This window comes from Streptococcus infantis (assembly GCF_047464415.1).
Taxonomy (GTDB): Bacteria; Bacillota; Bacilli; order Lactobacillales; family Streptococcaceae; genus Streptococcus; species Streptococcus infantis_AE.
In genome coordinates this window covers 51,383-66,153 of the sequence record NZ_JASHBX010000001.1, presented here as the reverse complement: position 1 = coordinate 66,153, position 14,771 = coordinate 51,383, and the positions used below count along the sequence as shown (strand labels likewise).

Below are 14,771 nucleotides of genomic sequence, written 5' to 3'. Positions count from 1 at the left end.
ACAATGAATGTGGAGTTTTAAGCTCTCTTTTATTGAAAACTTTTTATTTTTTAATCTTCTTTTCTCTTTGCAAGAAATAGAGCAGACATTGCTAGACTGAGGCTGGCAAGGAAGAAGAGATGCTCTGACTTGCTAGTACCAGTTTCTGGAAGTTTATCCTTCGCTTCTTGTTTAGCTGCTACTTCCTTCATTTCTGATTTAGCAGTATCAACTGATTTCTGATCAAGTTTTTGTACTGCTGCATTTTGTGGTTTCTGATCCAGTTTCTCTGTTGATGGAGTCTGTACTTGACCTCTAGGTTCGTCAGTTAATGGAGTTTGTGGTTTATGATCTGGTTCTCCTACTGATGGCGTTTGTGGTTTAGAAACTTGTTTATAAACTACTGCAAAATGTCCTAGCTGACTAGTTGTAAACTCAACTGTACCTTGACCATTTGTAAAGCTTACTGCTTCACCTGATGCAGTGTAGTATACTCCAGCTACTTCACTAGAAACTGGAAGTCGAACAAGCACTACACCCTTCGCTTGAACCTCATGCTGATCTTTATCAACTAAATGAAGAGCATAAGCATCAAACTTCACACCTTGTAGACTTTGGTCTGTTACTTTTTGAACTTTAAGATTAAGATCTGTAGCCAAATCTCTTGCTAGTCCTGCAACTACAACTCCTGTAGTCTTATCTGACAAGACCCGAACACCTTCAGTTGGTTTTTCTACAGTAGGTGCGGCTTGATCACCTGCTGTTCCAATCGCACCTGTATACTCTGGTACTTCATGGACGGCGGCTTCAGCTCCATTTACACCTCCAGTAAATTCTGGAACTTCGTGGATAGCTACTTCATTTCCTGCGGTTCCCTCAACTCCATTGTATTCTGGAACTTCATGAACAGCGGCTTCAGCTGCATTCACACCTCCAGTAAACTCTGGTACTTCATGGATTGCGGCTTCAACACCATTTACACCACCTGTGAATTCTGGAAGGTCAACAACTGGCGCAGCTTCGTCACCTTTGCTTGAAGTTGGAGTTTCAGGTTTAGGTTCTGGATCTGGAGTTGGAGTAGGTGTTTGGTCTTTCAATTGGTCGAGATAATTTGCAAAGTACTCAAGCATTCTATTTGTCAAGAGATGATTATCTGTTGCAAATTTCATGCTGGCAACAACACTTGCTACTTCCTCTTGATTACTCTTATCAGTCAATTTTTGAGCTTTAGCCAAGGCTGCTTCATAGGCTGTAGTATCGAGACCAGTTTCAGCAACCTGTGGACGAGCGAAGATCAATTCTGCAGCTGATTGATATTGGTTTTCAGTATCACCGTAGGTTCTTGTTCCAGTTAGAACAATCTTTTTAGCCTTGATAGTCTTACCAAAGTCAATATCTTTTGGTTTATTATTGTTAGCCCAATTGGTTGCATTGAAGGTATGTTCCTTACCTGTTTCATCCGTTACTACAAGAGTAACATCTCTCAAGTTGCCATTTGAACCTGAACCACGTGGAACATAACGGAAGCCTGTGATTTCAGTTGGTTCCTTCAAGACCATGGTTGCTGGTTTGCCAACATCTCCTCCGCTCCATGATGTATGCCATAGACTTGACACGTTACCATCAAAGGCATTTTCAAGACCTTCACCAGCCTGAGCAGGAGCTGTAAGACTTGCAAAGTCATCTGCTACAAGAGCTGTTTTCTTCATCACTAAAGCGTCTTTAAGAGCATTGACCTTAGCAATTTCAGACTTAGCTTCTTCTACACTGATATCATCATCTGCTTGACTGAGGTTGAAGACAGCTTCTTTCAAAGCATCCATTGTTTCTTTAGTGTAGTTAGTCATCGCAACAGTTGGAAGATAGTTCTTGACAGCATTTTCTGTCATCATCTTACCAGTCAAGACAATTTCTTCGATTTGAAGTCTGTCCATGATGAAGTCATTGTAGCCACGGAAGTTAGCATTACCACCTGAGTCTCCGCGAGTGTTGCTTGCATTGCCTGTAGAGTAGATACCTACCCATGTATCGCCAGTTTCCGCACCTGTTACTAGGAAGGTTGCACGTTTCGCTTTCTTAGAATCTGTCCAAGTATTTGGCAATTCATGCATTTCCATATTACCTGCTTGTCCAGATTGGAATTCTCCCTTACCGACTACAAAGGCGTAAGTATTGTCAGATCCAGCTTCATAGTCAAATGTAATACGGTAGGTCTTGCCTGCTTCAAAGCGGAAGTTTTGTGGAATTGTTTGGTAAACCAAGTTACGACGACTTACAAGTCCATTTGTCTTGAGTGACCAATTTCCTTCGATAACGTCATCAACTTTCTTGCCATTCCAATCACGTTGTGTGTATGGTCCATGTTTTTCAGACAAGTGAGTACGGTTGTCTTCAACGCCTTCGATACCACCGATGACAAATGGGAAGATACCTTGTCCGACATTTTCAAAGTCTTGTTTGAAGACGCCTGTTGCAGTATCGTGACCGTCACCGTACATATTTGATTCATTTTCAAAGGTACGAATTTCATCGAAGTAAGTTGCTTCATCGCCTGCTTCACGACTCAAGGTCAAGGTTACATTTGATACATCTGAACCTGTTGTGAAGAAAGCATACATGTTTTGGAAATAACTTGTGTTATCAACTGTTGCATTGCTTCGACGAGTATTGTGAGCATAGGCTTTTACATAGTTGAGGGCGAGTGACTTGTTGGTGTAGTTGGTTACTTCTTTTTCACCAGTATTAACGGTAATACTTGCTTTAGCATTACTACGGTTGTCTACACCGACATAGACTGCATATTTAGTATTTGGCTTCAAGCCAGTCAATTTTTGAGTGAGACTAACTTTTTCTTTGTTGCCTTGGATGCGGAGCATTTGGTTTGCACCTTGAGACTTCACGATTTCAGCCTTAGAAGCATCTCCCGAAATCTTCCAATGATCCAAAGATTCACTGTTAAATCCTTGGTCATAGATATGCATTCCTTCACTCCATGACATTTCAGGATTTGTTTGTTTAGAACGATAGAGAACATATGGCTGATTTGCAGTGAGGTCAAGGGTAATCTTACCATCTTTCACGGCAACTTCTTTTTCCTCAGTTTTACCTTGGTCAGTTAGCTTATAAAGGTAAACCTTACCATTTGCCCAGTCGCTAGGAAGTGTCCAAGTTGTTGCACCTGCTTCAGTATTGAAGTAGTACATTTTTTCCTTGTCACTTTCAAGCTTATTACCATTTGCATCCCAGTTCCAAGGTGTCAAGTAGGCTGAACCATCTTGAATCACACGATCGTTAAGCGTAACAATTCGTTCACGATATTGTGGACTGTTGACATCATTAGATTTACGAGTTACAACAACCTTGTTATTTGCAGCATCGACCAACTCGACTTTCATTTCTGGAGTCCATTTATAGGTACTACCATTGTCAGTCATGGTTACTGGTTTGCCATCTTCCCATTTGCTTACTGTGAAGTGTTGGAAGTACTTAGTCATAACGTCATGAGCAAACAAGTTTGTTACATAACCGTTATAGTCACTTCGTCCTTGCCATCCTTCAAAGTCCTTCATGCTATAACCGCCTAGAAGTGGGTAGTCAGCTGCACCACCATAACTTCTGTAGTCACCAACCCAAGAATCTTTTTGGTGGTTACGGATAAAGCGAGTGATGGCACTGTTAATACCTTTATTTGTATAGCCACCGTAGGTCAAGTCAGCTGCCCAGTGTTGGAAGGTAGAATCATATTCACCACCATGGCCCCACTCAATAGCAAAGCGCCAACCTTGTTTGTTAATTTCTTTCGCAATAACGTGAGTTGCCCAGGCACCGTTGTCACCTGATTGACCGTTACCCCATACGTCGACGTAGATGAAGTCTAGACCTTCACCCAACTCTTTCTTCAACTCTTCCCAACGAGCTAGACGCCCATGAGCGAGGTCATAACCAGCATCAATGTTGATACCTTGGTCAAGCCAGTTCCAACCGTAGCTATAGCTACCATCTGCATTTTTACGAAGAATATCTTCATTAAAGTATTTAGACTCTGGATAAGTTTCTGAAGCGTTGACGTGGATACCGAGGTGGGCACCATATTTCTTAGCTTTCTCAATAAGAGTCTTAAAGTCTTCAACACCACCGATACGTTTACCGATGTCCGCATAGTTCAAGTGTCCAGAGTCATGTCCTTCACTTCCGTATCCCTTAAGCAGTACACCTTGGCCAAGACCATCGGTATGGAGGTTGATCTTCTTGATACCATCCAAGGTCATGAGGAATGGGTTTTGCGCTTGTGAACCAAAGTTCATAGCGATACGGTAAGCAGTAATGTCTTTAACTTTTTCCCAACCTTGAGGGTTGTTCATGATGCTACGGTAAGCAATCGCACCATCTTGCCAGTCAACCTTATGGTCAGCATTGGCATCTTCAGTGATGACAACTTTTGCACTTGGAAGTTCTTGAGTGTATGCTGGGAAGACAACTCCATTGTGCGCTTTTTCCCATTGCCATTCAGAGCTATGAATTTCCACGTAGTTAGCATTGCCAATCGTATTCTTATAAGCTGTCAAACGTGTCCAGTCGTAAGAACCACCACCGTAGCTATTTTGTGAGTTACTCCATACACCTGCTGCAAGTTTGTCTGTTGAAACAAATCCGTACATGTAGCCTTTGGCTAATTCTTTCATTGGATTTGTTACTTCGATATGGTCATCACCACTGACGTGAGTATTGTTTGACATGGTTGCCCCATCAAACTTAGCTCCCGCTTGGTCGCTTGAAACAGATACCAAGGCATTTCCTAGGAAGCTGATTGAAGAAAGTAATTTACGTTCGTCATCAATCTTTTGTCCTGGTGTAACTTGGTTATGGTTGACAATCTTAGTCACATCAAAGTGAAGTTGGTTGTCCACCACTTGCAAACGAACTGTCATATCTGCATTGATGAGGTTTTCCTCATCACGGAGTTTCATTTCATACTCGGCAGTCGTTGCATTGACCTTCTTATAGGTAACTTCAGGAGTCACAGCGTGTTTATTAATCACAACTTGATTAATCGGTTGCACTTGACCTGGAAGCTTGTTGCCATTGAGGACGTACTCTTTAATACGTGGGAAGGCTTGGTCGATGACTGCTTTCAATACTGTAGATTCGATAGTGTCGTATTTGACATTGCTATCATCTACTGTGTCGCCCTTTTCTTTTTCAGCGGCTTCTTGATCGTTTTTCACACCTTCTTGATCATCAGTTTTGACATTGACAATGGTACGTTCGCTGCTGTTATAGGTTCCAGCTTTAAGAACGATTTTCTTCTCATCTTTGAGTTTGTCATTAACTGCAGATGGCAAGGTAACTGTGTCAAAGAGTTTGACATCGTTGTTAGTTGCATTGAGCTGTCCATCTGATTTAAGGCTGATGGTCAAGTGGTTCTCAGAACCATTTACTGGAGCTGCAACACGTCCACCTTGGTACCAAAGTCCACTTCCATTTGACTTGTATTCCCAGAACCATCCACCTTGGTCATAACCTACAAAAACGTTGTTATCGGTATCTTTGAATTTCATGAAGACACCAAAGCGAGATTTACCTGTTTCAGATTCTTCTTTAAAGGTCAAATCAACAGTGGCATTTCCATTAGCATCGACTGTCAAACCATCTTTTTCAAACAAGGCTGGTTTCTTACCATTGTCATTTTGAGCAGTTGAAGCTAGTTGGTTGTAACGAACTCCATTTTCTTCACGGATTGTTACTGTTCCCTGTTGGTCTTTATTTTCAACTGTTTTCCATTCTGGAGTAACTTCTTTTGATTCAGTCGGTTTATTCTCAGCTGGTTTATTCTCAGCTGGCTTGTTTTCAGCAGGTTTATTTTCTGCTGGCTTGTTCTCAGCCGGCTTGTTTTCAGCAGGTTTATTTTCTGCTGGTGTTTCTGCTTTTGGCTTATCTTCCTTAGGTTTATCCTCTTTTGGTTTTTCTTCCTTGTCCTCAACTTGTTTATCGAGAGCATCTAGACCAGCTGGTTTCGTTGTTTCAATACCCTTGATGTAGTTTTGAATCCACTCTAGCTGAGCAGGTGAGAAGAGAATACCTCCACTACGTTTACCAGATACACCATTTTGGTGAATACCAATCAGTTTCCCATTTTCATCGAAAATGCCGCCACCACTAGCACCTGGTTCACTTCCTTGATAGCTAATGCCACGAACACCTTCTCCGTGATTGTTAATATCCTCAACAGTTGTATTCAGAATCGGATCAAGTTCTCCTTTTGGATAGCCAAATACATGAACCTTATCTCCTACCTTAGTTGTAGCAGGCTTGTCAGTCACTTCAACAGGTGCATTTGCAAGAGGTGTACGAAGCTTAACGATTGCCAGGTCATTTTTATATCCTTTGAGGAATCCTTCACGATCCCAGTGTTTCACATCATTTTTACTGAATTTAACGTCTGGAGCGCCTTGGTAAGAAATTGTATAAACATCGTCATCACTTTCAACATTATCAGCTACCTTACGATTATTGCCATCTGGAACATCTTTGATAAAGTTATGAGAAACAGACAAAACGAGATTTTCCCCAATAACGATACCACTACCGAGCCCAGCAGAGCTTTTAATTTCGACAGTCGCACCGTAGTTTAATACCCCATTTTTTGTTTTAGCTACTTCTTCTGGAACTAAGCTTTTATCTTCTTTTTCTAGTTCTTCTTTTGAGGCAGTGCGGCCATTTTCTTCAGCCTTATCAAGTTTTCCACGTAGTTCTTCAGGAAGAGTATCTGAAGCTGCTGAGCTTGTTGCAGTTGCAGTTTCTTTTTCTTTTGCCAGCAATTCTTCTTCAGTCTTTGGTCCTTCAGTTACTTCAGGAGAACCCTGATCTTCACCAGGTTTTGGCGCTTCAAAGTCATGCCCATCATCCTCTTTAGCATTGGCAAGAGCTGCCGCCAAATCAGCTGGCATATTCGCTGTTGAACCTGTTTGTGCAGAATCTGCGAGAACAGTGCTCGTTCCAAAGAAAGCTGCACCAATCATAACAGAAGCAACCCCTAATGAAAATTTCCGAATACTATATTTGCAACGTTTTTCAAATAATCCTTTATCCATCGGTTTTTTTGTTCCTTTCAGTTTATCAAGTAAGCGTTTGCATTTTGTTTTAAAAAAATATCCTCCTCAATTTTTAAACACTTCTGGATAAACATATAATTTTTTCTATACCAACTTAATATATCAAAAACAGTTTAAAAAATCAATACTTTAATAGGTAAAACTAGTAAAAGTAAAATCCAATTAGTTGGCAAGTCTGAAACGATTTTCAGATGGCCTTATTTCTAAAGAAATCGCTATAAAAAAGGAAACTCTATCTAAAAAGTTAGACCATTTTTGACTAACTTTTCAATAAAGTTTCCATGCATTTTTATACTATTTTTTCGTTTTTTATTGTTGTAAAACCTTTCGCGGCTTCGTTCCTTCTGCAGGTCCGATAACTCCAGCCATCTCTAATTCTTCCATCAAGCGAGTTGCTCGGTTAAAACCAACTGATAATCGACGCTGAATCATGGAAGCACTTGCTTTTTGAGTTTCAATGACCAGAGCCTTAGCTTCTTCAAATAGCGGATCTCCACCTTCATCTCCTGTGCCAGACTCACCTTCTGTCTCAGAAACCTCTCCGGGATCAAAGCTTTCATCATAATCAGCATCTGCTTGAGCCTTGATAAAGCTAACAATACGCTCAACATCATCATCCGAGATAAAGGAGCCTTGCAGACGAACAGGGTGGTTTTCATCGATTGGTTTGAAGAGCATATCCCCTCGACCAAGCAATTTTTCCGCACCATTTTCATCCAAAATCGTACGTGAATCCGTTCCTGAAGAAACAGCAAAGGCTACACGAGACGGTACATTGGCCTTAATCAGACCAGAAATAACATCCACTGAAGGACGTTGGGTTGCAAGAATCATGTGAATACCAGCTGCACGCGCCTTTTGTCCGAGTCGGATAATGGCATCTTCTACTTCTTTGCTGGCCACCATCATAAGGTCAGCTAACTCGTCCACAATCACGACAATTAAAGGAAGAGGTACTTGTTTGTACTCAGATTGAGCGTTGAATTCCTCCACCTTAGCATTGAAACCAGCAATATTACGAACCCCAATTTTAGCAAAGAGTTCATAACGGTTTTCCATCTCATCTACGACTTTTTGAAGGGCCTTGCTGGCCTTACGAGGGTTCGTCACAACTGGAATCAAGAGGTGAGGAATATCATTATAGACTGACAACTCAACCATCTTCGGATCCACCATCATAAACTTGACTTGATCTGGTCGAGCCTTCATGAGAATACTTGCAATAATACCATTGACTGCAACAGATTTACCAGAACCGGTCGATCCAGCCACAAGTAAGTGAGGCATTTTAGCAAGGTCGAAACTACGAGCTGTTCCGTTAACTGCTTTCCCAAGAGGAATTTCTAGGAGATTTTCAGGTTTAGTTTGCGATTGTTCCCAGAGTTCCCGGAAAGATACGGTCGCAATTTCAGAGTTAGGCACTTCAATCCCGACCAAGGATTTCCCTGGAATTGGAGCTTCGATACGGACATCTTTCGCAGCCAAGGCCAGAGCCAAGTCATCTGCTAGATTGGAAATACGATTGACCCGCACACCAACGGCTGGCTTGACTTCGTACTTGGTAACGGATGGACCAATTTCAGCACGTTCAACCGTTACCTTGATACCAAAACTTGCAAAGGTTTCTTCCAAAATCTTGATGTTTTCGCGAACGATTTTCTTTTCCTTGGACTGGTCTTTTGGCTTATCGGGTGCAAAAAGTTGCAAGCTTGGAAGTTTGTACTCTAAAGCTTTTTTAGCAGAAAAATCTACCTCAACATCCTCATCCTCTAAGAACTCATCCTCTTCTGGAATGTCAACTTCGCTAGGAACTTCATAGTCTGCTTGAGGGAGAATAATTTCAGGTTCTACCCATTCTTCCTCTAGAAGAGGTGGTAAATCATCAAAGTGAACAGGGGGAGCTTCTAAAATCTCGCCAGTTTCCATATCAACAGGAGGTATGTCCAACAAGGCTTGCTCTGCCTGCTCTTTCTCAAGTCTTTCCTGTTCCTCTGCTTCCTTACGAGCTTTTTCTTCTTCTCGTTTGACAAAACGTTCCTGTTTCTTCTGCTCACGTCTCTCCATCCAAAGCGAAAAACGTGCTCCAAGGAAATCAGCGACATCATAGACAGACCAGGGACTAACTAGAAGAGCACCGATCAAGATTAAGATAGCTCCGATAAAGTAAGTACCAATATTTGAAAAGAGAAAGGCGACTGGAATATAAAGGGCAACACCTAGAAGCCCTCCTCCAGCAAAGCTAGTCACACGAAAACCTGTCAAATCTGTCAAAACTTGGGCTAAAGTTCCCTTAAAGACAGCCTGCTCTAAGCCATATTTCCATACAAGATAAGCTTCAAAAATCAACAACAAGCCTGAAAAAATGCAAAGAAAACCTGAGATCAGACCTTCTTGCTTACGAATCCATTTGAAGAAAAAAAGATAGATTAGAACGACAACAATGACCAGATAGGCCAGACTTCCTACTAATAGACGAATGAGATTATAGAGGGTGAGACCCACTGCTCCTAATCTCAGAGCAGCGAACATTAAGCAAAAAGCTATGACTAAGGAAATTAACATCCGTTGGATAGCTTGCTTTCTTTCTAATTCAACTTTTGACGGTCTCCGTCTTGTTTTACTTGTATTTTTGTTTGCCATGCTTCTATTATACCATATTTCAGAAACATCTAGAGAAATCAAAAAATGACTGCATCTACTAGACACAATCATCTTTCGTTGATATTTCTGAATTTTCTATTCTATATGATTTTTCAACAACCTTGTCTCACTACTTCTTCAAAAATCTAATTGCTGATTTTCTTGCCTTCTCAATCTTTTCGATTTCCAACTTCTCTACAGCAGATGTAGGTATCCATTTTTTCCCAAATAAAACTTGAGCTGCTTCTATCATCAGAGCACAAGCCCGAAAGTCCTTTTCTTCTGTAATTGCTTCACAAAACAAATCCTTCGTTTTTTCCATTAAGATTTCTTTTTTTACTTGATGAAAAGATAATTGCATTAGACTACTGGCAGACCAGGCACGACAAAGAGCATCTTGGTCAGTCAAGAGATGTTGTCCTAAGATTTCTATCTCACCTATTGAACCAATCCAACCTAGGGCAATGATTAGCTTTCAACGATTCGAAGCTTCTGAACTAGGTAAAAGAGATATTAGAACAGGAAGTACTTGCTTGCAAGAAAACGCATAAAAATCTCTATGTCTTGCTTTGGAGAGGATTTTCGCTAGAAGATATACAATCAAAACGCGTTGACTCTCCACTTCCTCTTGATTGAGAGTTTCTAAAAGATAATCGATTCCCGCCTGCCCATGCTGGTCAAAACTCGCTTCAAAATTCAGGTAAGTTCCTTCCTCCCAATCGTTGCAAATGAGCTCAAAATGAAAGGCAATTTCTGGGCTCCTACCTAAATCAGCTATAAAATGAATTCGTTTAGAATCAGGAAAATTCTCCTCCACCAAGCTGGCATAGGTCTCTTGCAACTCTTCTTTTGTAAGATTTTGGTGAGAGATCTTTTCTTTCACTAGTTTGTCGATTTCTTCTTTTCTAGAATCACTCATGACACTTATCTCCTCAAAGGTGTTTGTAGAACTTTAGCATTCTGTCATTTATACTCTTCGAAAATCTCTTCAAACCACGTCAGCGTCGCCTTACCGTACTCAAGTACAGCTTGCGGCTAGCTTCCTAGTTTGCTCTTTGATTTTCATTGAGTATTAAATTCTCTACGATTTACCTCTATTATATCACTTTAGAGACCGGTCTCTCTAACTCCATTATCAAAAAATGACTGCCCACTTTCGTGTTCAGTCATTTGAATGTATTTGTAATTATTTTTCTAAAGGTTTACGAAGGTAACCATAAACTACACCACTAACAAGTGCTCCAATCAAGACAAAGACAAGGTAAAGAAGGGCATTTGTTGTAAGGGCGATAACGAAGATTCCTCCGTGAGGTGCCATCAGTTTGATACCTGCAAGACCAACAAGTCCACCTGCCACTGCTGAACCAAGGATAAAGCTTGGAATCGCACGAGCTGGGTCAGCCGCACCAAATGGAATCGCTCCTTCAGTGATGAATGACAAGCCCATAACGATGTTAGTCAAACCTGAGTTGCGTTCTTCTTTTGTGAATTTATCTTTAAAGAGAAGAGTTGCGACGAAGATCGCAAGTGGTGGAACCATTCCTCCAGCCATAACTGCTGCCATGGCTACTGAACCACCTGTTGACACTGTTGCTGCAAGAGTACCAGTACCAAAGACATAAGCTGCTTTATTGACAGGTCCACCCATATCGACAGCCATCATACCTCCAAGAACGATACCAAGAAGGACAGCTGAACCGCCTCCAAGACCGCCAAGGAAGTCGTTCATAGCAGTGTTGATTGCTGCCATTGGGATGTTAACAGCAAGCATGACAAATCCTGTCAAGACTGTTCCAAGAAGTGGCAAGAGAAGGATTGATTTAGCACCTTCAAGCGAACGAGGAACTTTCACGTATTTTTTAACTAAGAGTACCAAGGCACCTGCGATAAATCCACCAACAAGAGCTCCTAGGAAACCTGATGATACACCTGCAAGGGCTGAAGTTGCTTCACCACCTTGAGCATAAGGGATTTTACCAAAGGCAAAACCTTCTTTGGCAATAGCTCCAGCTACGAAACCTGCTACCAAACCTGGTTTTTCAGCGATTGAGTAGGCAACATATCCTGCAAATACTGGAAGCATCAAACCAAAGGCTGCGCCACCGATTTTCATGAACATAGAAGCGAGTTCATGGTAAGAACCAAGATTTCCAAGGCTATCATTTGGCACACCCATTGCACCATCAATCAAGAAGGCTAGGGCAATCATGATACCACCACCGATAACGAATGGCAACATTTGAGATACACCACTCATCAAGTGTTTGTAGAAAGCACCACCGATACTTTGTTTTTCATTAGACGCTGTTGAAGCTTTTGCTCCGTTAGCAGCATGATAAACTTCAGCATTTCCAGAAAAAGCCAAGTTGATCAACTCTTCTGTCTTACGAATACCATCTGCTACTGGACGATTTACCAATGGTTTGCCATCGAAACGATCCATTTCAACTGCCTTATCTGCAGCGATTATTACGGCTTTAGCCTTACGAATATCTTCTGCTGTCAATTTGTTGCCAACACCGCTAGCACCATTGGTTTCAACCTTGATACCGACACCCATTTCCGCGGCTACTTTTTGAAGAGCTTCTTGTGCCATGTATGTGTGGGCAATTCCTGTTGTACAAGCTGTAACTGCTACGATAAAGTCACCAGATTCATTCGCAGGAGCTTGTACTGGCTCTTGAGCTTTTTCTGAAGCTTGGTTAAAGAGGTCAATAACTTGATCAGCTGATGTTACTTGACGAAGTTTGTCAGCAAAGCCGTCTTTCATCAAGTATTGAGACAATTCTGCCAAGGCAGCCAAGTGAGTATCATTGGCACCTTCTGGAGCAGCAATCATAAAGAAGAGGTCAGTTGGTTGTCCATCTAAACTTTCGTAGTCAACACCCTTGTTTGACTTAGCAAATAGAACAGTTGCTTCCTTTACAGTAGCATTTTTGCTGTGTGGCATTGCAATACCATCACCCAAACCTGTAGAAGTCAAAGCTTCACGCGCTAAGATTCCTTCTTTAAAGCTTTCAAAATCTGTCACGTATCCGTGTTCAACCAAGCTATGAATCATTTCTTCGATAGCTGCTGTTTTTTCAGTTGCTTGTAAATCAAGCAACATGACATCTTTTCTCAATAAATCCTGAATTTTCATCTTTTTTCTACCTCAACTTTTTCATAAATTTCTTTAATAAATGCTGCAGTTGCCAAGTCATCAGAGAAGGTAGTTGCTGTTCCACAAGCCACTCCCCATTTGAAGGCTTCTACTGCGTCTTTTGATTTGACAAACTCACCAGTAAATCCAGCAACCATAGAGTCACCAGCACCAACTGAGTTTTTCACTGTTCCCTTGATCGGTTTAGCAAAGTAGGCTCCCTCTGATGTTACCAGAAGGGCACCGTCACCAGCCATAGAGATGATAACGTTTTGAGCACCTTTAGCCAGCAACTCTCGAGCGTATTTTTCAATCTCATCTAAGCTTTCGAGTTTCACTCCAAAGATAGCTCCAAGTTCATGATTGTTTGGTTTGACCAAAAGTGGTTGATAATCCAAACTATCGATTAAGGTCTGACCTTCAAAGTCACAGACTACTTGAGCACCCGTTTGACGAGTCAAGGCAATCAAATCCTTATAGATGACATTGCCTAAGTTTTTAGCACTTGAACCAGCAAATACCACTGTATCTTCTGCTGTTAGACTTGAAAGAATAGCTTTTAATTCTTCAAGCTGTTCTAGCTCAACAGTAGGACCAGTTCCGTTGATTTCAGTTTCTTGATCCGCTTTAATCTTGACGTTGATACGCGTATCTTCTGCTACTTGAACAAATCGCGTTTCAATTTGTTCTTCAGCTAAAGTATCTGTGATAAATTTACCAGTAAAACCTCCAATAAATCCAGTCGCTGTATTTGGAATATCCAAGCGTTTCAAGACACGGCTAACATTGATTCCCTTACCACCAGCAAACTTATCATCACTATCCATACGATTAACACTACCAACTTCCACTTTATCCAGACGGACAATGTAGTCAATAGATGGATTTAGCGTGACTGTATAAATCATACTTCGATAACCTCCGTTTTTTCTTTGATAGCTGGCAAGAGTTCGTGACCCTTGCTTGTAATGACAATAGCTCTTTTTATAGGCGCAACCTTAGCGAAACAAGACTGACCTATCTTGGATGAATCCGCCAAAATATAAGTTTGTTTGGCATTTTCTAAGATAGCACGCTTGACAGCTCCCTCCTCCATATCTGGAGTTGTATAATAACCTTCGTCCACACCATTCATTCCGATAAAGGCACGGTCAAAGTGTAATTGGTTAATCTGATTAAGCGCGACACCACCGATGCTGGCATCAGTCGTCATCTTAACCCCACCGCCAATAATAACTGTTGGGATTTGCTTATCCACTAATTGGACCGCATGGTGAATGGAGTTGGTTACAACAGTAATGTCTTTTCGCTCCAATTCCTTAATGAGAAAGGCTGTCGTACTTCCTGCATCCACAAAGATAACATCTTTTTCTTTGATGAGGGAAGCTGCTTTCTGCGCAATCAATTTTTTCTCTTGAAGGTTTTTGACAGATTTTTCTTGAATGGTTTCTTCTTCTTGCAAGGAGTGAGGCAACTCTGCTCCTCCATGAACTCGGCGAAGTTTATTTTCCGATTCCAATTCATCTAAATCTCGTCTAACCGTTGATTCTGACGTGTCTAACAAACCTACTAATTTCTCTAGAGAAACGACTTTATGTTTGCCCAGCTCCTCTAAAATCAATTTTTTTCTCTCGGTTTTTAGCACTTACTCACCTCCTGTTAACGATTACAATAATCATTCTACCACAAAAAAATCAAAGTCAAGCACTTTTTGTCACTTTCTTTCATTTTCTATCATTTTGCCAATTGTTTGAATTTTATTTGCAAGATAATTCCCTTTATGATAAACTATTTTAGTAAGTATTGGAAGATTACTCAAGAGGCTTAAGAGGCCGTGTTGGAAACGCGGTAGGCGTGTGAAAGCGTGCGTGGGTTCGAATCCCATGTCTTCCGTTGCT

General features: G+C 41.2%; 5 protein-coding genes, 1 tRNA gene and 1 pseudogene. 1 reads left to right on the top strand and 6 read right to left on the bottom strand.

From position 1 onward, the window contains the following. Positions 1 to 50 precede the first annotated feature (50 nt). The 6 genes and pseudogenes from QM460_RS00305 to QM460_RS00280 all read right to left on the bottom strand — a co-directional run bounded on the left by QM460_RS00305 (position 51) and on the right by QM460_RS00280 (position 14,518). The gene (locus tag QM460_RS00305) at positions 51 to 7,070 is read right to left on the bottom strand and encodes a SpGH101 family endo-alpha-N-acetylgalactosaminidase (protein ID WP_414288754.1); all 7,020 of its coding nucleotides are present in this window, start codon (positions 7,068 to 7,070) and stop codon (positions 51 to 53) included. Positions 7,071 to 7,400: 330 nt separating this feature from the next. Beyond that, positions 7,401 to 9,731 (bottom strand): DNA translocase FtsK, encoded by a 2,331-nt coding sequence (locus QM460_RS00300; RefSeq protein WP_414288753.1) that lies wholly within the window; start codon positions 9,729 to 9,731, stop codon positions 7,401 to 7,403. A 130-nt stretch (positions 9,732 to 9,861) separates the two neighbouring features. Further along, a pseudogene (locus tag QM460_RS00295) lies at positions 9,862 to 10,650 on the bottom strand (HEAT repeat domain-containing protein). 267 nt (positions 10,651 to 10,917) lie between these two features. Beyond that, complete coding sequence (locus QM460_RS00290) at positions 10,918 to 12,873, bottom strand: fructose-specific PTS transporter subunit EIIC (RefSeq protein ID WP_414288752.1); 1,956 nt, start codon at positions 12,871 to 12,873, stop codon at positions 10,918 to 10,920. Beyond that, positions 12,870 to 13,781, bottom strand: coding sequence for a 1-phosphofructokinase (pfkB, locus tag QM460_RS00285; RefSeq protein ID WP_414288750.1), 912 nt, complete (start codon positions 13,779 to 13,781; stop codon positions 12,870 to 12,872). Before pfkB ends, QM460_RS00290 begins: the two co-directional genes overlap by 4 nt. Beyond that, on the bottom strand, positions 13,778 to 14,518 hold the full coding sequence (locus QM460_RS00280) for a DeoR/GlpR family DNA-binding transcription regulator (protein ID WP_414288749.1): 741 nt from the start codon (positions 14,516 to 14,518) through the stop codon (positions 13,778 to 13,780). The genes pfkB and QM460_RS00280 overlap by 4 nt, the downstream gene beginning before the upstream one ends. 160 nt (positions 14,519 to 14,678) lie before the next feature. On the opposite strand from QM460_RS00280, the gene QM460_RS00275 reads away from it, so the two are divergent. After that, positions 14,679 to 14,766 (top strand) — tRNA-Ser (locus QM460_RS00275). Positions 14,767 to 14,771: the final 5 nt, after the last annotated feature.